The sequence below is a fragment of the Mannheimia sp. USDA-ARS-USMARC-1261 genome (assembly GCF_000521605.1).
Lineage (GTDB): Bacteria > Pseudomonadota > Gammaproteobacteria > Enterobacterales > Pasteurellaceae > Mannheimia > Mannheimia indoligenes.
The window spans coordinates 1,555,746-1,575,399 of record NZ_CP006942.1; the positions used below are offsets into that span (position 1 = coordinate 1,555,746).

Consider the following 19,654-nt stretch of genomic DNA (forward strand, 5'->3'; position numbering starts at 1 on the left):
CTCTTGCATTATTTTACTGCTGAGGATACACAATGACCCTACCATTTCGTGCCATTATTTCCGATCTCGACGGCACTCTGTTAAATGCACATCATAAAATTGGCGATTTTACAATTGATACATTAGAAAAATTATCACAAAAAGGCGTAGATATCTTTTTTGCCACAGGCAGAAATTACCCCGATGTTTCCCATATCATCAGCAAAGTAGATGCTAAAAATGCAATGCTGGTTACCTCAAATGGAGCAAGAGCCAATAATTTAGACGGCGAAAAAATTGTCAGTCATTATTTGCCGGAAGATATCGCCTTTGAGTTAATGAATATTAACTTTGACGATAAAAATGTTTGCCTAAACAGCTATCAAGGCGATGAATGGTTTATCAATAAAGAGATTCCACAGCTAAAACACTTCCACCAAGAATCCGGTTTTGGCTATCAAGTGGCAGATTTTTCTAACCATCACGGCAGAGAAACAGAGAAAGTCTTTTTTATCGGTAAAACAGTTGAAGCCTTAATTCCGATTGAAAATTACATTCGAGAAACCTATGGCGACCGTGTGCAAATGACCTATTCCGCCCTACTCTGCCTTGAAATAATGGCAAAGGGCGTTTGCAAAGCGAATGCCTTGGAAGAGTTAGTGAAATTACGAGGCTACAAATTACAAGATTGCATTGCCTTTGGCGACGGTATGAATGATATAGAAATGTTGAACTTAGCGGGCAAAGGTTGTCTAATGGCAAATGCCGATCCTCGCCTAAAATTGGCATTACCGAGTAATGAAGTGATTGGATACAATAAAGATGAAGCGGTTGCCAGTTATATTCGAGCCACATTTGGTATCATCTAATTGCAAAATTTTTTCAAAAAACAACCGCTTGTAGCACAACATATCACAAAGGAAGAGTATGAAACGTAAAACATTAGCCACACTTGTGCTAATTGCCGCTGTCGGGATAGGTGGATATTTTTACTACAATCAGCAAAATGATGAACAACAAATTCACTATATTACTGGGGCGGTTAGCCGTGCCGAAATCAATAAAAATGTACTTGCCACAGGGTCAGTACGAGCGAGCAAACGTACGGAAGTTGGGGCTCAAGTTTCGGGTAAAATCCAAAAACTCTATGTCGAACTCGGGCAAACTGTTAAACAAGGCGATTTGATTGCAGACATTGACTCAAGCAACCAAAGCAACACGTTAAGCACTGCTCAAGCTCAACTCGCATCATACAAAGCACAGCTTACCTCTGCACAAGTTGCTCTTGAAGTCGCTCAATCAAATTACAGCCGATTAACTAAATTATATCGAGCCAATAGTGCAGCGTTGTCAGACGTCGAAACAGCTAAAAATACACTTGCTTCAGCTAAAGCGACAGTTGATAACATCAAAGCACAATTAAAATCCGCAGAAATCTCGGTCAATAATGCTCAAACCAATTTAAATTACACTCAAATCATCTCGCCAATGGATGGTGTGATTGTATCTGTGCCTGTTTCTGTCGGACAAACGGTGAATTCTAATCAAACTTCACCTACCATTGTGCAAGTGGCGGATTTATCTAAAATGCTGATTAAACTTGAAATTTCAGAAGGCGATATTGCTCAAGTAAAAGTTGGACAACAAGTCAAATTTTCTACTCTTGCTGAACCTAATCGAGAGTATTTAGCAACCATTGATTCTGTTGATCCTGCACTCACAACACTTACCGACAACAACTATACAGAAAAATCAGGCAATACTGAGGCGGTTTATTACTATGCCAATGTGTCGATTGATAATTCCGATAATAGTTTACGCATTGGAATGACAACCCAAGCTCAAATTACCATTGATAAACGAGAGCAGGTTTTAGTTGTTCCCACTAACGTAATTAAAAAACGTGGAAAAGAAAATTATGTGTTAGTGCTAGAGAATGGGCTGTCGGTTGAGAAACCGATACAAATCGGCATTTCTGATACGCAAAATACCGAAATTGTAACAGGATTAAATGAAGGCGATCAGGTTATTGTTACGCAAAGAGCAGATGGAGAAAAAATAAGTACAACAAGAGGACCAAGAATTCTCTAAATCCTTTCTAAATAACAAGCGGTTAAATTTCCTTCATATTTTGCAAAAAATAAGAAAAATTTAACCGCTTGCCTGTTTCTATATTAAAACGAATGTTTATTTCTCATTATCGTTTTTCATCTTCGCAAAAATCATCGCCAAGATAGGACCTGAAATATTGTGCCAGAAGCTAAATACCGCACTCGGCACAGCAATCACAGGATTTGCTTTAAAGTGTAATGCGGCAAGTGCTGCCCCTAAACCTGAGTTCTGCATACCCACTTCAATTGCTACTGCTTTGCTATCTGCAATAGGCAGTTTAAATAAGCGGCTCGCTAAATAACCGATTAAATAACCTAAACCGTTGTGTAAGGCGACCACTGCAAAAATTAATAAACCGGATTCAATAATGCGATCACGACTTACTGAAACCACCGCCGTTACAATTAATACAATCGCAATCACTGAAATTAACGGCATTGTTTGGCTGAACTGTTCTACTTTCTGCTTGAAGATAGTACGAATAACGACGCCAACAAAAATAGGCAACAACACCATTTGTAGCACAGAAATAAACATCGCCGTTGCATTAATTTCTAACCACTGGCTGGCAAATAAGTAGAAAATAGCAGGAGTTAAAACAGGTGCTAATAAGGTTGAAATGGTTGTGCAAGCCACCGATAAAGCCGTGTTACCACGAGCTAAATAAGTCATCACATTTGACGATGTTCCACCCGGACAACAGCCAACTAAAATTACACCAATGGCTAAATCAGGCGGTAAATTAAATGCTTTTGCCAATCCATAAGCAACACTTGGCATTACCACGAATTGAGCGATAACACCGATAATCACTGATTTTGGATTTTTTGTAACTTCAGCAAAATCTTTGAATGTTAAGGTTAAACCCATTCCAAGCATTACGATACCTAAAAGATATGGAATCCAAGGAACAAATTGTTTAAAAGTTTCAGGGAATTGTGCCGCAATGAAAGCGAAAACCACCACCCAAATAGCGAAAGTTTTGCTAACAAATTGCGTAAATTTTAATAATGTTTGCATATTGCCTCTATATTGTTATAAAAAGGTTAATAGCCTAACTTAGTTTTCAGTAAAAGTGAATAGCGGTCATAAAAACTATAGTAATGAATGCCTCTTTTTAGGTATAATAATTTCGTTTATCAACAAAAAATTTAAGGATATCTTTATGAAAAACTTAAAACTTTCCGCAATGAGCCTCACCGCTTTATTTGTTCTAACCGCTTGTACTCACACTCACTCAAATAGTGATGAACATCATCAAATGGTGTTGCAAGAGCAAGCAACCTTAGGCATAAATTGGGTACAACAATCCGGTGAATACCAAGCTTTAGCTCATCAAGCATTTAACACGGCAAAAGTTGCTTTTGATCAGGCAAAAGTGAAAAAAGGCAAGAAAAAAGCTGTTGTTGTTGATTTAGATGAAACAATGATGGATAACAGCCCATACGCCGGCTGGCAAGTAAAAAATCATAAGCCTTTTGATGGCGAAAGCTGGACACGCTGGGTAAATGCCCGTCAAACCGGAGCTATTGCCGGTGCCGTTGAATTTAACAACTATGTAAACAGCCATAAAGGCACGGTATTTTATGTTTCAAACCGTAAAGATGACGGCGAAAAAGCAGGCACTATCGATGATATGAACAAACTCGGCTTTAATGGCGTGAGTGAAAAAACGTTATTCTTGAAAAAAGATAAATCTAACAAAACTCCTCGTTTTGAAGAAATCGAAAAACAAGGTTATGAGATCGTGCTTTATGTGGGCGATAACCTAAACGATTTCGGTGATGCAACTTACCGCAAATCAAACGCAGAACGCCGTGCATTTGTAGCTGAAAATAGTAAATTATTCGGTAAAAAATTTATTGTATTACCAAACCCGAACTACGGCGACTGGGAAGGTGGTTTAGATAAAAATTACTACAAAGGTAATGCAGAAAGCCGTGTAAAAATCCGCCACAATGCAATCAATGCGTGGGACGGTAAATAATCCGCTCAACTATTTGTAAAAAATCCCTAAATAACGACCGCTTGTAAATCTTTTATCCGATTACAAGCGGTCATTTTTCTATAAAACTTTGCAAAAGTTTGTTAGGATAACCACGCTTTCAACTCATACTAAAACAATAAGGAACGAACAATGACAGCAATGAAAATTACACTTTCCCAACAAGCTGCCCCTGAAATTTGGGGAAAAAATGCTCTACTTTCTGTTAATGATGCAGGCTTTATCGTTCACAACCCAAAAAATGATTTAGCCACCGTTCAAAAAGCCGCTCGTAAAATTAAAAATCAAGGTATTTTGAATGTGGCATTAGCTGGCGATGGCTGGAATTTAGAAGAATGTTGGGCGTTCCATCAAGGTTTCAATTCAGTTAAAAATCAAGGCTCTGTGGAATACCCTAATTTAGGCGAACAACAAGCGGAATTTGATAACCGAGTAAAATGTGCTACTTTCGTGCGTGAGTTAATTAACGAGCCGTCTGAGAGCTTAACCCCTGAAAAATTGGCTCAACAAGCGGGTGAATTTATCCAAAATATTGCAAAACCAAACACAGTTTCTTATGAAATCATTCGTGGCAAAGCGTTAAAAGAAAAAGACTATCACGGCATTTGGACGGTGGGTAAAGGCTCAAACAATCCCCCTGCTTTATTAAAATTAGACTTTAATCCAACAGGTGATGAAAATACCCCTGTGCTTGCCTGCTTAGTCGGTAAAGGAATTACCTTCGACACCGGCGGCTACAGTTTAAAACCAAGTGATGGAATGAGCACAATGCGTACCGATATGGGCGGAGCGGCACTCTTAACAGGCTCACTTGCTTTTGCGATTTCTCGTGGTTTAAACAAACGTGTAAAACTTTATCTCTGCTGTGCAGAAAATATGGTCAGCCACAATGCATTCAAACTGGGCGATATCATTACTTACCGCAACGGCGTTACTGTTGAAGTGCTCAATACTGATGCGGAAGGGCGTTTGGTGTTAGCCGATGGTTTAATTGATGCCTCAAAACAAAATCCACAATTTATTATTGATGCGGCAACGCTCACCGGAGCAGCAAAAGTGGCGGTGGGGAACGACTACCATTCCGTGCTTTCAATGGATGATAACCTAACAAACGCTCTATTCAGCTCGGCAAAAGATGAAAACGAACCATTCTGGCGTTTACCGTTTGAAGAACTCCACCGAGGGCAAATTTCTTCTTCATTCGCTGATATTGCTAATATCGGTTCTGTACCCGTTGGGGCAGGTGCAAGTACGGCAACCGCATTTTTATCTTACTTTGTAGAAAACTACCAGCAAAACTGGTTACATATTGATGCTTCTGCTACATTCCGCAAAACCGCAAGCGATTTATGGGCTGCGGGTGCAACAGGGCTTGGTATCAAAACAATCGCAAATTTGTTACTCTCAAAATAACAAGCTTCGTAGGGCAAATTGCAATTTGCCCTACTAACAATTGAATAATTATGGCTAAATCAAATTACATTACCCGCTCAGGCTGGCAAGCCTTAGATCAAGAGCTGAAATTTTTATGGAAGGAAGAACGCCCAAAAGTTACGCAAGCGGTTTCTGATGCAGCGGCACTAGGCGACCGCAGCGAAAATGCGGAATATATTTACGGTAAACGTCGCTTGCGTGAAATCGACCGCCGTGTGCGTTTTCTCTCTAAACGGCTAGAGGTGTTACAAATTGTCGATTATCACCCGAAACAAGAAGGCAAAGTCTTTTTTGGTGCTTGGATTGAGCTCGAAAATGAAGAAGGTGAGGCGAAACAATATCGCATTGTTGGTTGTGATGAATTTGACCCGGCAAAAAACTGGATTTCGATAGACTCTCCGGTCGCCCGTGCGTTAATCGGCAAACAGGTGGACGATGAAATTCGGGTAGAAACACCTATGGGAAAAGTGTTGCTTTATATTAACAAGATTTGGTATGAGCAAGCGGGCTAATCATTTGTAGGGGCAAATTGCAATTTGCCCCTACTCTATCTACCCAAACAACCTATCCATTTCTTCAATTAGCAATTTGCTTGGTTTGTCAAAATAAACACCGCTTGCACTCTCTCCATTCATAGCCCGTAAGAAAAGATACGCAACGCCCCCAAAATCACGTTCATAATCGTAATTTTCACTTAGACGAACAGTTAGATAACGGTGCACGGCAAGAGTATAAAGCAAATATTGTAAATCATAACGCTGTCTGCCCATTTCTCGCTGAATATTTTCTGTGGAATAATTTTGTGGCAAATAACCTAAGAAATTCGATTTGTAGTCAATAAGATAGAATTTTCCATTCATCTGCACAATACAATCCACAAAGCCACGCACAAAGCCTTCTAATTGCGGTAATTGCAGTTCAGGCAAATTTTTTGCTAAAGGGCTATGTTGTTTTAATAACGCATTTAATTGGTGCAAAGCTTTATCATTTTTTAAGCGTAAATAGAATTGCCATTCATTTAACCGTTTAGTTTCATCGATCTCTTTTAAACAGAAATTTGCTTCCGGCAGAGGAGTAGCAAGAATACGCTCAAACCAGCCTAATGTTGGCTCGAGCCATTCTTCACTTAAACCTAATTGTTCACACACTTTCGCCACACTTTCTTTATCAATTTGTTCGCCAAATCGGCAATGCTCAAAAAAACTGTGCAACACAGTACCAACTTTAATGCCGTGCGGAAATTGGAATGGTGAAAAAGCATCAGTTTCCATCGTGTAATCCGGCTCAATGAGGTCAATATGGACATCTTTGTCTTGGGCTAAATCTATCACTCTTTCTGCTTTACCTTCACTAAAACGCTCGTGTTGTGCATAAAGTGAAGTAAAGCTCGTAATCTGCCCCACTACCCGAATATTGCCACTAAAGGTTTTGGCTTGATAACTTTCCTCCGTTTTACCACTTTCCCAACGGCTAAAAGGTAAATGCTCTGCTACTTCAATAATATCGGCTGAAATCTGCTTTTTCTCAAAATAGTCTGCCACACTCACTTCATCTTTCGGTAATTCACCTTCTGCCAATAAATAATGTAACGGGCTCCAGCCTGAAATCATTTTTGGTAACACTAAATTGAGCTGAGATTCCGCACGGGTTAATGCAACATAAAACAGACGGAGATCTTCCGCATAGGCTTCATTTTGAATTTGCTCTTTCGCCTCTTCTTCACCTAAATACCAATCCAGATCACCTTTTTGATTACGATACAAGCCTAAATTAACCTTAGTATCGCCCTCGCTTTTTTCCGCTGCAAACGGCAACCAAACAATCGGATATTGCAATCCTTTCGAGCCGTGAATGGTAACAATTTTAATCAGCTCTTCTTCACTTTCAAGGCGAAGTTGCTGTTCATCATTAAAATCGGGTGAGCTAATTTGCTTTTCATACCAACGCACCAGTTCCGCTTCAGATTCCAACGCCTGCGATGTTTCTTGCAGAATTTCGGTTAAATGGAGCAAATCTGTAATCAAACGATCCGCATTTGGCAAGCCTTTTAATCGTTCAATAATACCTTGCTCCAAATAGATTTTATGCAACATCGGCAAAATGCCTTGCTCTTTCCAAATGGTGCTGTATTCCACAAACTGATTGACCTTTAAATCCCACAACATTTCATTTTCTTTGTAGCGATAAATTTCTACTGCACTTAGCCCCCAAAGGGTTGAACCTAAAGCGGATAATAATGCTTTATAATTGTAAGGGTTAAGCCCGGCTTGCAAAATCCAACAAAGTTCAGTTGCAATTTCAGAACCAAATACAGAAGCCGATTCCGCTAAATAAACGGATTTAATATTTCTCTTGGCTAGGGCTTTTTTAATGCGTTTTGCTTGTGAGCCTTTTCGCACTAGAATGGTAATATCCTTTGGCTCAAAAGGGCTGAACTCGCCATTTTTCTCAATCCCGAATTTCCCCTCATTCATTGCCTTAAGTTGTTGATGGATTTGGTATGCACAAATTTCTGCTCTCTCATCGAGATTGGTTTTATCTCTGGTGTAGCAAACAAAATGCCCTTGCTCACTCATTAGCTTACCTTTGCGACCGTCTGCTTCAACAGGGTGAAAACCGATGTCATCATAAAGAAATGGCGATTTATCCTTATTTGCAAAATAAAACAAATTATTGACCGCTTGCACTACTTCAGGCAAAGAACGCCAGTTTTTGCCAAGCGTAAATTGCTCGTCAGCCTGCTTTGCCGCTCTCAAATAAGTGAAAATATCCGCCCCACGAAATTTGTAGATCGACTGTTTCGGATCACCGATCATAATAAAGCCGTTATCGCTCTGCCCTTCCATAAAAATTTGGCTGAAAATTTCATATTGGGTTAGATCGGTATCTTGGAACTCATCGATCATCGCAAAGGGGTAAATAGAGCGAATTTTTTGGGCTAACGCTTTACCTGTTTGCGGATTTTTCAACGCTTGATTAAGCATTGTGAGTAAATCATCAAAACCACGCTCCGGGTGCGATTGCTTATATTCTGCCAGCTTGGTTTTTAAGCTTATTAAAAATTGATAGAGTAAAATCGCTTTTAAGCTATTTTCAAACTGCTGCTGATAAGCGGTCAAAAAATCCTGATTTTTTGCAAGTTGAGGTAAATCCATTGGCTCACAACTTTTCTTCGTGCCTGCGGCTATTTTCTCCGTAGTAAACAGATAGAACTCGTCTGGCAAATCACGATTTGACGAATTTACCCATTGGTTCATCACAATAACACCCGTTTCAAAAGTAGCAGAGCGATACCAACTACCGTGTAACGTCGTTTTATTTTTGAGATCGTGCCTAATGGCTTCCACTAACGCTTCACCATTGGCTTTCCAGTAAGATTTCACTTCATCAATAAATCGATTATATTGTGCCAACTGTTCCGTAAAATCTTGAGCTAGAAACGCTTTCGGCTTGGGCAACTCACTTGCTAAATAATTTCTTACCGCACTTAACGCTCTTTCCGGTGTAGTTAATTCAGCTGAAATAATTTCACTTTCTTTTACCCCTTGCGGATAAAACTGCTCTCGCCATACATCTTCGCTTAATTTTTTCAGTAAATCAGATTGGTTCGGCTGTAAATCAAGATCAAATCGCACGCCCGATTCAAAGGCAAATTGCACCAACATTTTTTGACAGAAGCTGTGAATGGTAAAAACACTGGCAGTATCAATTTCACGTTCGGCAATGCTCAAACGTAATAATGCTTCGTGAATGTGATTGATATGCGGATAGAGGTGCTCTAAAAATTCGAGATTATTAGCATAAGATTTATTTTCTGTTTTCTCCCCATTCACTTTATCTTTTAAAAAATCGGCACATTGCTGAATATTTTTTCGGATACGATTTTTCAGCTCCTCCGTTGCTGCTTTGGTAAAAGTTACCACTAAAATTTGCTCAACAGTTAAAGGCATAACACCTACGCCTAGCAATAAACGTAAGTAAATATTGGCAATGGTAAACGTCTTCCCCGTACCGGCAGAGGCTTCAATTAAGACAGATTTATTTAAGGGTAATTTAATAGGATTTAGATTTTGCATAACGTAAAAGTAGGAAAACGACAAATAATAAGATTTTATCTATAAAGAAAAAGAATGGCTAGTGTGAACCAAATTTACTCTTTTTTATTCTATCTCGGAGAAAAATTTCATTTATTATGTGATCAAGCTCACAAATCTAAATAAAAGTTTGAATTTTTTTCGTTTTTGTGTACACATAAAATCCCCCTCTTTCCATCTCCTAAAAAAATATATATAAATCAATAAGTTAATTTTCACCTTGAAAACTTCACTCCAAAAGAATTATTGAAAATGTGATCTAGCCCTCATTTTTAAATGGAGTAAAATTTCACTAAAAATTCATAACTTATTGATTTTTAATCATTTTATAAAAGTTCCCCAAAACCCTCAAAATTTGACGAAAAAAATTTATTTATGTAAATTTCGCCACAACAAGGGAACACTTTGTGTTACACGATTTTTAACGTTGCTAGGTAACTAGCTTGTTGAAACTCTAACTACTAACTACTATAAGGAAAACATTATGAAAAAAACACTTCTTGCATTAGCAGTTGCAGCAATGGCTGCCAGTGGGGCAAACGCAACCGTTATTTACGATAAAGACGGTGCTAAAGTTGATCTATACGGTCGTGTTGCATTAGAAGTTATTAAAGCTGAAAATAAACGCACTGATGTTGCAGATAAAGGTTCGCGTTTGGGTGTGCGTGCATTCCAAGAAATTGGTAATGGTTATGAAGCTTTAGCATCTGCTGAACTACGTTTTTCTAAAACCGGTTTTGGTGACGACATCCGTGCACAACGTGTATTCGGGGGTATTCGCCATAACGATATCGGTTCTTTAACTTTCGGTAAACAATTAGTATTAGGTGACCACATTCCTAAAGCTAACTATACGAAAGAAATGGGTGGTAACGTATTCTTAGATTCTCACGGTAAAGCATTACACTTTATGTCTGCAAAATTTAACGGCGTACGCTTCGCAGCAGACTACTATGTAGGTCATTCAGATAAAGCTAAAATAGATGAAGGTCAAGGTTTCCAATTCGGTTTATTCTATGACGGTAAATTAGGCGATGCAAACGTACGCTTCGGTTCAGGTTACGGTGAAGTAACTGCAGCTAAAGCAGGTGTAGCTAACCCACCAGTATGTGAAGGATATGTAGCAGTAACTGATAAAGATGGAAATGCAGTAACCCCAGTAAAAAGAGTATGTTTAAAAGAAACTGTTACTTACGGCAAAGAAGAAGAATTCAAACGTAAATTTGCAGGTGTAGGCTTTGATATCAATTACGGCAACTTTACAGCAGGTATCGACTGGGCTTATGGTAAATCAAAAAATGAATTCTTTAAATTCCAAACATTTGGTTCAAAAACGTTTGAAAAAATCAGCCGCTTTGATGTGGGTGTGAAATATGCGGTAACTCCACAAAATAGCATCTACGGTGGTGTATTATTCGGTACAGGTCAAAATGCTGGTCAAGCTAAAGCGAAAAACTTAGGCTGGAAACTAGGTGTTGACCATAACTTCAACAGCTCTACATTCGTATATCTTGAAGGTGGTAAAGGCAGAACCAAACAAGCTGGCGAAACTATCGAGAAAGATAGCCGTATTGCTGCAGGTGTTCGTATCAATTTCTAATCTCCAAAATTCACCTTAGTTTAATTAGCCACTCGAAAGAGTGGCTTTTTTATCGCCTAGAATCAATACATCAATACAACTGAGTGTTAATTTATTTAATCCTTTCTAACTTTTCAATTAATTGAGCTTCAGGTATAGATTGAATTTTTTGTATTTGCCAAAGTAATAATCCCCCCGCCAAACTTAAGCCAATGCAAAACACAAGCCAAAACCCCTGTGCAGCCATTGGTTGTACAATCCAATCGGTTCTTGCCAAAATATAACCAAGTGGCATACTCACCACCCAATAACAGAAAATAGTTACATATAAAATAGGTTGAGTGTGTTTGTAACCACGTAAAATACCATTTGCTACTGCTTGAATGGCATCGGGAATTTGGTAAACCGCTGCGAAAATCAGTAAATGTGCTGTAATTGCAATAGATACAGGATTACTAGTAAAGGCAAGTGGAATAACATTTTTCAGCAAAATAATAATGATAGCTGCAATAATCGCTAAGATAGCGGCGGTAATAAGTGAGTGATAGCTTAGCACCTTCGCTCTTTCTACATTTTTTTCGCCTAACGTTTGCCCAATCATAATCGTGGTTGCAATTCCAAATGACATCGGGATCATAAAAAACAGCGAACTGGTTTGCAAAGCTGCTTGATGGCTTGCAACGACTTGCGAGCCAAGTGGTGAAAGAAAGAGAGCGGAGGTTGAGAACAACATCACTTCGGTGAAAATTGCAAAAGCAATCGGCAAACCTAATTTGCAAAGTTTTAGTAAAATTTGACCGCTTGGTGCTTCAAGCCATTTTTCAAATAATTTAATGTCTTTTTGTGCCGGGTTATGGTAGCAATAGTGCAGCATTAAAAAGAACATAATCCAGTTTATAATCGCCGTTGCTACTCCACAGCCTACCGCCCCCATTTCAGGTAAACCCAATTTACCAAAAATGAAAATATAGTTAAGCGGAATATTAAGCAATAAGCCGAAAAAGGTAATTCGCATTGCAGGTTTTGGGTTAGATAGTCCATCGTTCATACAACGTAAAGCTACGCCAAGTAAAGCAGGAATTAGCCCTACTGCCATTACCGCTAAATATTGCTGTGATTTGATTGAAAACTCAGTGGGTGTTTCCATTAAATCTAAAATCAGATGGCTGTTTAGAAAAATAGTCATCAGTGGAATAGACATTACAAATACAATCCAATAACCTTGTCGTACTTGGTTTGCAATTAAATGGCGATTACCTGAACCGTTTAAGTACGAAACGGTAGGTGTAATGGCATTTAAAAGCCCTAACACAAATAGGAAGAGCGGAAAGTAAATAGAATTACTGACTGCAATTGCAGAAACATCATCATCGCTTACCAAGCCAGCCATCACAATATCAGCTAAGCCCATTCCGGAGGCGGAAAGCTGGGAAATAAAAATCGGCAGCGATAATTTAAATAATTTACGGGCATTTTCCGGATATTCTTGCCATCTTAAATTCATAGTAACCTCTTAAAATCTAGGCGGACTTATTATTCTACCTTAGAAAGCGGTCGTTTTTTTCAAAATTTTTGCAACTTTTTACAACCAAAGAAAAAGCCTCCGGAAATTGCTCTCCAGAGGCTTAATAATCAATCAGCAATTATTTTGCTGCTTTTAACTCTTGGTAGTATTTTTCGTAAAGTTCAATAGCATCACCTACGTCATCTTGCCATTGAGATTTTTGTAACACTTCAGCTGATGGATAAATTGCTGGATCTTCTGTAATCTCTTTTGGTAACGTTTTTAATGCCTCAACGTTTGAAGTTGGATAACCAATCGCTAATGTTAATTTCTCAGCTACTTTTGCACTTAATAAGTAGTTAATTAATTTATGTGCATTTTCTTTATTTTTTGCACTTGCTGGAATTGCTAAAGTATCTACCCAAAGTACCGGTCCTTCTTGTGGGAATACCATATCAACAGGTGCATTTTCTTTCTTCGCAATACGAACAGAACCATTCCATAATTGACCTACAGAAACCTCACCTGAAATAAATGAGTTAGCCGGATTGTCTGAAGTAAATGAAAGTACGTTTGGACGTAATTTTTTCAATTCTTCATAAGCTGCTTTGATCTCTTCTGGATCTGTAGTATTTGGATTTTTACCTAATTTTAATAATGCGATATTGAACACTTCACGAGCATCATCTAATAATTGGATTTTATTAGCAAATTCAGGTTTCCATAAATCGCCCCAAGAGGTGAAAGCATCGCCTTTATAATCAGCAGTATTAAACGCAATACCCGGTGCTCCTAATAATTGCGGTAATGAGTATTTATTACCCTGGTCATAAGGTTTATTTAACCAGTCTGGGTTTAATTCTTTAATAACCGGTAGTTGAGCGTGATCTAACTCCGCCAACATCCCTTCTTTTGCCATTTTAGAAACAAAGTAGTTTGATGGAGCGATAACATCATAACCGCCATCTTTACCTTGTAATTTTAATTTAGCGTACATTGTTTCGTTAGATTCAAGACTTGAAACTTCTACTTTAATGCCCGTTTCTTTGGTAAATTCATCTAACAAGCCTTCAGGTACATATTCAGTCCAAGTATAAAGGTGAACTGTTTGATTTGTTGCTTGAGGTTTCGCTTCCGCAGCCGCTTTTGGTTCTGCTGCTTTTTCTTCATTACACGCTGTTAATGCAACTGTTGCTAAACCTGCTGCAAATAAACCCGCTAATTTTTTCATTTAAGTTTCTCCGTTAAAAGAAAGTGAGTAAAAAATATAGCCTTGCCTAAGGGCGTTAAAGACTAGCGAATTTTAAGCCACCCCCTAGATTTTGCAAGCCTTTTCTTATTAAAAATGTAATTTTTGGCAAAAAACTTTATGATGAGCTTGAAATCCCTTAATTTATCGCTATATTAAGGAAGATTTATAATTTCCAAATTAGGCTTTAAGAGGATTAAAGATGACCACTCAAAATGAAAACTTACAAGACGAAGTAAAACAAGAAGAAATTCAACCTGAAGTTGTAAATGAAGAAGCTCAGCAAGAAGAAAATGCCCCTCAAGAAGATCCTTTAGCTCTTGCTCAAGCTCGAATTACTGAATTAGAAACTTATATTGCAGAAGCCGATAAGCGTGAACAGGATATTCAACTTCGTGCACAGGCAGAAATTCAAAATATTCGTCGCCGTACCGAACAAGATGTGGAAAAAGCTCACAAATTTGCATTAGAAAAATTTTCTAAAGAGCTATTAAATGTAGTTGATAACCTAGAACGTGGTTTAGATGCTTTAGATAAAGCAGTTACCGATGAAACAACCCAAGCCTTAGTAGACGGAGTTGAAATGACCCATAAAGAGTTTATCAATACATTGGCGAAATTCGGCGTAGTGGCAATGGGCGAAGTGGGTGAAGCCTTTAATCCGGAACTCCACGAAGCCATTTCTATGCAACCGGCAGAAGGCATTGAAACAAACCATATCAGCACCGTATTGCAAAAAGGTTACACCTTACACGGTCGTGTAATCCGCCCTGCAATGGTAATGGTTGCTGCTTAATCCCAATTTTTCGACGCAGATCGCAAAATTAGCCAAAATGTCCTTTTGTAGCTGTGCTAAATTTAGCCTGTCATTCAATAGCAAAAGGAGCTAAAAGTGGAAACAACGATGAGCCTACGATTTGACAAATTACGCTTTGTGAAAAAGCTACAAGAAGCGAACCAATCTCCGGAAATTGCAGAAGCTTTTGCCGATGCTCTTGATGATGCATTGGAACAAAGCCAATCGGCATTAGCTACCAAGCAAGATCTTAAAGAGCTAAAAGCAGAAATTCGAACTGAAATTTCTCAGCTTGAAGTAAGATTAACATCATCAATGTATAAAATGGCAGGTTTTATTTTGGCTGGCGTCGGCGTTCTTATGGGGCTGATGAAATTCATCAACTAACCAACTCTAATTCTCCCTTATCTCTCTGAGATAAGGGATTTTACATTTTTAAATAACTATGACATTACAATTTAACTCTGTTGCCCTACTGTTAGTTGTACTAATTGTACTGGGCTTAGTCAGCCAAAACAATGCCGTTACAATTTCCGCCGCAGTATTGCTGATTATGCAACAAACGCTACTCTCTAAATATATTCCTTTTATCGATCAATATGGTTTAAAAATCGGGATCATTATTTTAACTATTGGTGTACTTAGCCCTCTGGTTTCAGGGCGAATTATGCTCCCTGAACTCAATCAGTTATTGAACTGGAAAATGCTGGTGTCTATTATTGCCGGTGTACTGGTGGCGTGGCTTGGAGGACGCGGCGTGGGCTTGATGGGCAATCAACCTGTTTTAGTAACAGGCTTACTCATCGGCACAATTATTGGCGTTGCATTATTTAAGGGAGTCCCCGTTGGTCCACTCATCGCGGCAGGCATTTTATCGTTGATTATTGGGAAAGTATAGCAGGAAGTGATGAAAAAGAATTTGCGAAAAAATGAAGAAAATCAACCGCTTGTAAAACTGGAAAATATCACAACGAGCGATTTTCGTCGCCTACTCGGCAGATTAAAAGGAGCAGAAAATATTAAAAATGAAGCTAACAAGCGGTCAGTTTTAGACGAAATTTTGCAAGATCTAACTGCTTGCCAAGCTCGCTTTTTTATCCGCCAAACCCACGCCCAAAATCTAAAAATTGACTATCCGGATCTGCCTGTTTCCGCTCGCCGTGAGGAAATTTTAAAGCTGATTGCTGAAAATCAAGTGGTCGTAATTGCTGGTGAAACCGGTTCGGGTAAAACCACCCAATTACCGAAAATGTGTTTGGAACTCGGACGAGGCGTAAAAGGATTAATCGGACATACTCAACCCCGCAGAATTGCAGCTCGATCTGTGGCAACCCGTATTGCTGAAGAGCTGAAATCAGAGCTGGGGGAGACTGTCGGTTACAAAGTCCGTTTTAACGATCAAGTAAGTGAAAACAGCTTAGTTAAACTGATGACAGACGGTATTTTGCTTGCCGAAATTCAAAATGATCGTTACTTAAATCAATACGATACGCTGATTATCGACGAAGCCCACGAACGTTCGCTGAACAACGATTTCATCTTGGGCTATTTAAAACAAATTCTGCATAAACGCCCTGATCTGAAAGTAATCATTACCTCAGCCACCATTGATGTAGAACGCTTTTCCAAACATTTTAACAATGCCCCTATTATTGAAGTGTCTGGGCGAACTTTCCCTGTTGAAGTTCGCTACCGACCAATTGTAGAAGAAGAGGAGCAAGACCAATTACAAGGTATTTTAAATGCCGTTGATGAGCTACAATCTGAAGGAAGAGGCGATATTCTGATTTTTATGAATGGCGAACGGGAAATCCGTGATACCGCCGAAGCTCTACAAAAGCAGGAGCTTCGCCATACCGAAATTCTGCCACTTTACGCTCGCTTGTCAGCTACGGAGCAACAACGAATTTTCCAGCCGAGTGGTGGGTTAAACCGCATTATTTTAGCCACTAATGTAGCGGAAACCTCACTGACAATCCCGAATATTAAATATGTAATCGACACCGGCACGGCTCGTATTTCCCGCTATAGCTATCGTACCAAAGTACAACGCTTACCGATTGAACCGATTTCCCAAGCTTCTGCTAATCAGCGGAAAGGGCGTTGTGGGCGTATTTCGGAAGGGATCTGCATCCGTCTCTACTCAGAAGAGGATTTCAACGCTCGTCCGCAATTTACCGATCCGGAAATTTTACGAACCAACCTCGCGTCTGTAATTTTGCAAATGACCTCGCTCGGGCTGAGTGATATTGCATCTTTCCCATTTGTCGATGCACCTGATAGCCGTCAAATTCAAGATGGGATTAGGTTGTTGGAAGAGTTGCAAGCAATTATTCCTAACCGAAACGGAGCTCGCCTGTCTACACATAAATTGACACTAATCGGTAAACAGCTCGCTCAACTACCTGTCGATCCTCGTTTAGGCAGAATGATTATTGAGGCATCGAAAAACGGTTCATTGCACGAAGTAATGATGATCGTTTCCGCTCTCTCTATCCAAGATCCGAGAGAACGCCCACAGGAGAAACAGCAGTCCGCAGACGATAAACATCGCCGCTTTGCCGATAAAGAGAGCGATTTCTTGGCATTTGTAAACCTTTGGCATTTCATTCAAACGCAACAAAAAGAGTTATCGAAAAATCAATTCCGCAATCTCTGCCGTAAGGATTATTTAAACTATAATCGTGTGCGGGAATGGCAGGATATTTACCACCAACTCCGTCTAGCCGTGCGTGAAATGGGGCTAAAAATTAACAGTGAAGCTGCCACTTATCAGCCGATTCATACTGCCCTTCTCACAGGGCTACTCTCGCATATCGGTTTGAAAGATAATGAGAAAATGCACTATTTAGGGGCAAGAAATGCTCACTTCTTCATTTTCCCGAATTCCGTGCTTTTCAAAAAGCAGCCGAAATGGGTAATGGCAGCAGAACTGGTAGAAACCACCAAACTTTGGGGACGAATGGTTGCTCGCATTGAGCCGGAATGGATTGAACCATTGGCAGTACATTTAACCAAATCCAGTTACAGCGAGCCACACTGGGCGAAGTCCAAAGGAGCGGTGATGGCATCTGAAAAAGTGTCGCTATTTGGCATTCCAATTGTAACAAATCGCCCTGTTAATTATGGCTCGATTGACCCAAGCGTCAGCCGTGAAATTTTTATCCGCTCAGCACTGGTGGAAGGTGAATGGCATAATAATTACAAATTTTTTAAAGAAAATAACCGCTTGATCCGCGAAGTAGAGGCAATGGAGCATAAATCCCGCCGCCGTGATATTTTAGTGGACGAGCAGGTATTATTCGAGTTTTATGATCAACGAATAGGTACAGAGGTGGTGTCCGCCAAACACTTTGATACTTGGTGGAAAAAGGCTTCGAAAAGCGATCCTGAGCTACTGAACTTTGAAAAATCGTTCTTGATTAACGATAATGCTAACTTGGCGAGCGAGCTGGATTTCCCGAATTTCTGGTATCAAGATAATCTTAAATTAAAACTCAGCTATCAATTTGAAGTGGGTAAAGATCACGATGGCGTAACGGTGCATATTCCATTGCCATTACTCAACCAAGTCGAGCCTGATGGTTTCGACTGGCAAATTCCGGGGCTTCGCCACGAGTTAATTGTTTCTTTGATCAAAAGTCTACCAAAGTCATTACGCCGCAACTTTGTGCCTGCTCCTAACTATGCTGATGCCTTTTTAGGGCGGGTTGAGCCGTTTAAAAAACCATTATTGGAAAGTTTAAGCTATGAACTTCGTCGAATGACCGGCGTGTTAGTTGAGGCTGAACAGTGGGACATCAGCCAGCTACCGCCGCATTTGCGAATGACCTTCCGTGTGGTAGACGACAAAGGCAAAAAATTACAAGAGAGCGAGAATTTAGACGAGCTGAAATTTGCTCTCAAAAATGAAGTACAGAATACGCTTTCAAATATCGCTGATGACGGCATTGAGCAAAGCGGTGTGCATATTTGGAATTTTGCCGAGTTACCGCAATTCTACGAACAGAAGAAAGCCCATTTCAGTGTGAAAGCCTACCCTGCGATTGTCGATGAACAGAGTGCAGTAGGCGTGAAACTATTTGAAACGGAATTTGAACAGGCTCGGGCAATGCAGGCTGGGTTACGCCGTTTATTGTTGCTCAATGTGCCTTCACCAATCAAATATCTACACGAAAAACTACCAAATAAAGCTAAGCTCGGCTTATATTTTGCTCCATTCGGCAAAGTGATAGAACTGATTGACGACTGTATCGCCTGTGCAGTGGATAAGTTGATTGGGGAATTCGGCGGTTTTGTATGGACTGAGGAGAAATTCAACGAACTGCACGAATATGTACGAGCAAATCTTAATGATACCACTGTTGATATTGCAAAACAGGTTGAAAAATGTTTAACGTTGGCGTATGAGCTGAATAAACGCCTAAAAGGCAAATTGGATTTCACAATGGCATTTGCGTTAAGTGATATTAAAGCCCAAATTGATGGATTGATTTATCCGGAATTTGTAACCAAAACCGGCTATCAAAGATTAAGCGATTTACACCGCTATTTAACCGCCATTGAACGCCGTTTAGATAAACTGGTAGTTGATAGCAATACTGACCGAGCCAAAATGTTACGCATCGAACAAGTCCAAGAAGTCTATAAGCAACTTTTAAGCAAACTGCCAAAATCTAAGCCAATGCCTGATGAAGTGCAGGAAATTCGATATATGATCGAGGAACTACGGGTCAGCCTATTTGCTCAACAGCTTGGTACAAAGTATCCGATTTCTGATAAGAGAATTTTAAATACAATTAATGATCTAAAAAAATAACTATCAGCCTTACTATTTGCTAGAAGGAGGAATATGCAAATTGCATATTCCTCCTTTTTATATTCTAAAAGAAAGCAAGCTTG

General features: G+C 39.5%; 14 protein-coding genes. 10 read left to right on the forward strand and 4 right to left on the reverse strand.

The features are described 5' to 3' along the window. Positions 1-32: 32 nt before the first annotated feature. Positions 33-848 (forward strand): Cof-type HAD-IIB family hydrolase, encoded by an 816-nt coding sequence (locus tag X781_RS07430; RefSeq protein WP_025236259.1) that lies wholly within the window; start codon positions 33-35, stop codon positions 846-848. A gap of 58 nt (positions 849-906) precedes the next feature. Next, positions 907-2,070 carry an efflux RND transporter periplasmic adaptor subunit gene (locus X781_RS07435; RefSeq protein WP_025236260.1) on the forward strand — a complete coding sequence of 388 codons (1,164 nt, stop codon included), beginning with the start codon at positions 907-909 and terminating at the stop codon, positions 2,068-2,070. Between the two features lie 96 nt (positions 2,071-2,166). Here X781_RS07435 and X781_RS07440 read toward each other — a convergent pair whose 3' ends face one another. Beyond that, positions 2,167-3,111, reverse strand: coding sequence for a bile acid:sodium symporter family protein (locus X781_RS07440; RefSeq protein WP_025236261.1), 945 nt, complete (start codon positions 3,109-3,111; stop codon positions 2,167-2,169). 145 nt (positions 3,112-3,256) lie between these two features. Here X781_RS07440 and X781_RS07445 point away from each other — a divergent pair, with 145 nt between their 5' ends. From X781_RS07445 to greB, 3 genes are all read left to right on the forward strand, one after another. Continuing rightward, positions 3,257-4,078 (forward strand): 5'-nucleotidase, lipoprotein e(P4) family, encoded by an 822-nt coding sequence (locus tag X781_RS07445; protein ID WP_025236262.1) that lies wholly within the window; start codon positions 3,257-3,259, stop codon positions 4,076-4,078. A gap of 150 nt (positions 4,079-4,228) precedes the next feature. Further along, entirely contained in the window at positions 4,229-5,509 is a 1,281-nt protein-coding gene (gene pepB, locus X781_RS07450; protein ID WP_025236263.1) for an aminopeptidase PepB, read from the forward strand. A gap of 50 nt (positions 5,510-5,559) precedes the next feature. Continuing rightward, the gene (gene greB, locus X781_RS07455; protein ID WP_025236264.1) at positions 5,560-6,042 is read left to right on the forward strand and encodes a transcription elongation factor GreB; all 483 of its coding nucleotides are present in this window, start codon (positions 5,560-5,562) and stop codon (positions 6,040-6,042) included. 39 nt (positions 6,043-6,081) lie between these two features. On the opposite strand, the gene recB is transcribed toward greB, so the two are convergent. Beyond that, positions 6,082-9,606: an exodeoxyribonuclease V subunit beta gene (gene recB / locus X781_RS07460; RefSeq protein ID WP_025236265.1), complete on the reverse strand. Its 3,525-nt coding sequence runs from the start codon at positions 9,604-9,606 to the stop codon at positions 6,082-6,084. Positions 9,607-10,108: 502 nt separating this feature from the next. Here recB and X781_RS07465 point away from each other — a divergent pair. Continuing rightward, the gene (locus X781_RS07465) at positions 10,109-11,224 is read left to right on the forward strand and encodes a porin (protein WP_025236266.1); all 1,116 of its coding nucleotides are present in this window, start codon (positions 10,109-10,111) and stop codon (positions 11,222-11,224) included. 91 nt (positions 11,225-11,315) lie between these two features. Here the strand turns inward: X781_RS07465 and X781_RS07470 are convergent, their stop codons facing one another. Together X781_RS07470 and X781_RS07475 are read right to left on the reverse strand one after the other, a co-directional pair. After that, a complete protein-coding gene (locus X781_RS07470) occupies positions 11,316-12,707 on the reverse strand; it encodes an MATE family efflux transporter (protein ID WP_025236267.1) in 1,392 nt (463 codons plus the stop codon). A gap of 139 nt (positions 12,708-12,846) precedes the next feature. Beyond that, positions 12,847-13,938 (reverse strand): extracellular solute-binding protein, encoded by a 1,092-nt coding sequence (locus X781_RS07475; protein ID WP_025236268.1) that lies wholly within the window; start codon positions 13,936-13,938, stop codon positions 12,847-12,849. Between the two features lie 220 nt (positions 13,939-14,158). Here X781_RS07475 and grpE point away from each other — a divergent pair, with 220 nt between their 5' ends. The 4 genes from grpE to hrpA all read left to right on the forward strand — a co-directional run bounded on the left by grpE (position 14,159) and on the right by hrpA (position 19,571). Continuing rightward, positions 14,159-14,752, forward strand: coding sequence for a nucleotide exchange factor GrpE (gene grpE, locus X781_RS07480; RefSeq protein WP_025236269.1), 594 nt, complete (start codon positions 14,159-14,161; stop codon positions 14,750-14,752). A 96-nt stretch (positions 14,753-14,848) separates the two neighbouring features. Then, positions 14,849-15,139 carry a hypothetical protein gene (locus X781_RS07485; protein WP_025236270.1) on the forward strand — a complete coding sequence of 97 codons (291 nt, stop codon included), beginning with the start codon at positions 14,849-14,851 and terminating at the stop codon, positions 15,137-15,139. A gap of 58 nt (positions 15,140-15,197) precedes the next feature. Beyond that, positions 15,198-15,650: a DUF441 domain-containing protein gene (locus X781_RS07490; RefSeq protein WP_025217050.1), complete on the forward strand. Its 453-nt coding sequence runs from the start codon at positions 15,198-15,200 to the stop codon at positions 15,648-15,650. Between the two features lie 9 nt (positions 15,651-15,659). Continuing rightward, positions 15,660-19,571, forward strand: a complete 3,912-nt coding sequence (gene hrpA, locus X781_RS07495; RefSeq protein ID WP_025236271.1) for an ATP-dependent RNA helicase HrpA — start codon at positions 15,660-15,662, stop codon at positions 19,569-19,571. Positions 19,572-19,654 lie beyond the last annotated feature (83 nt).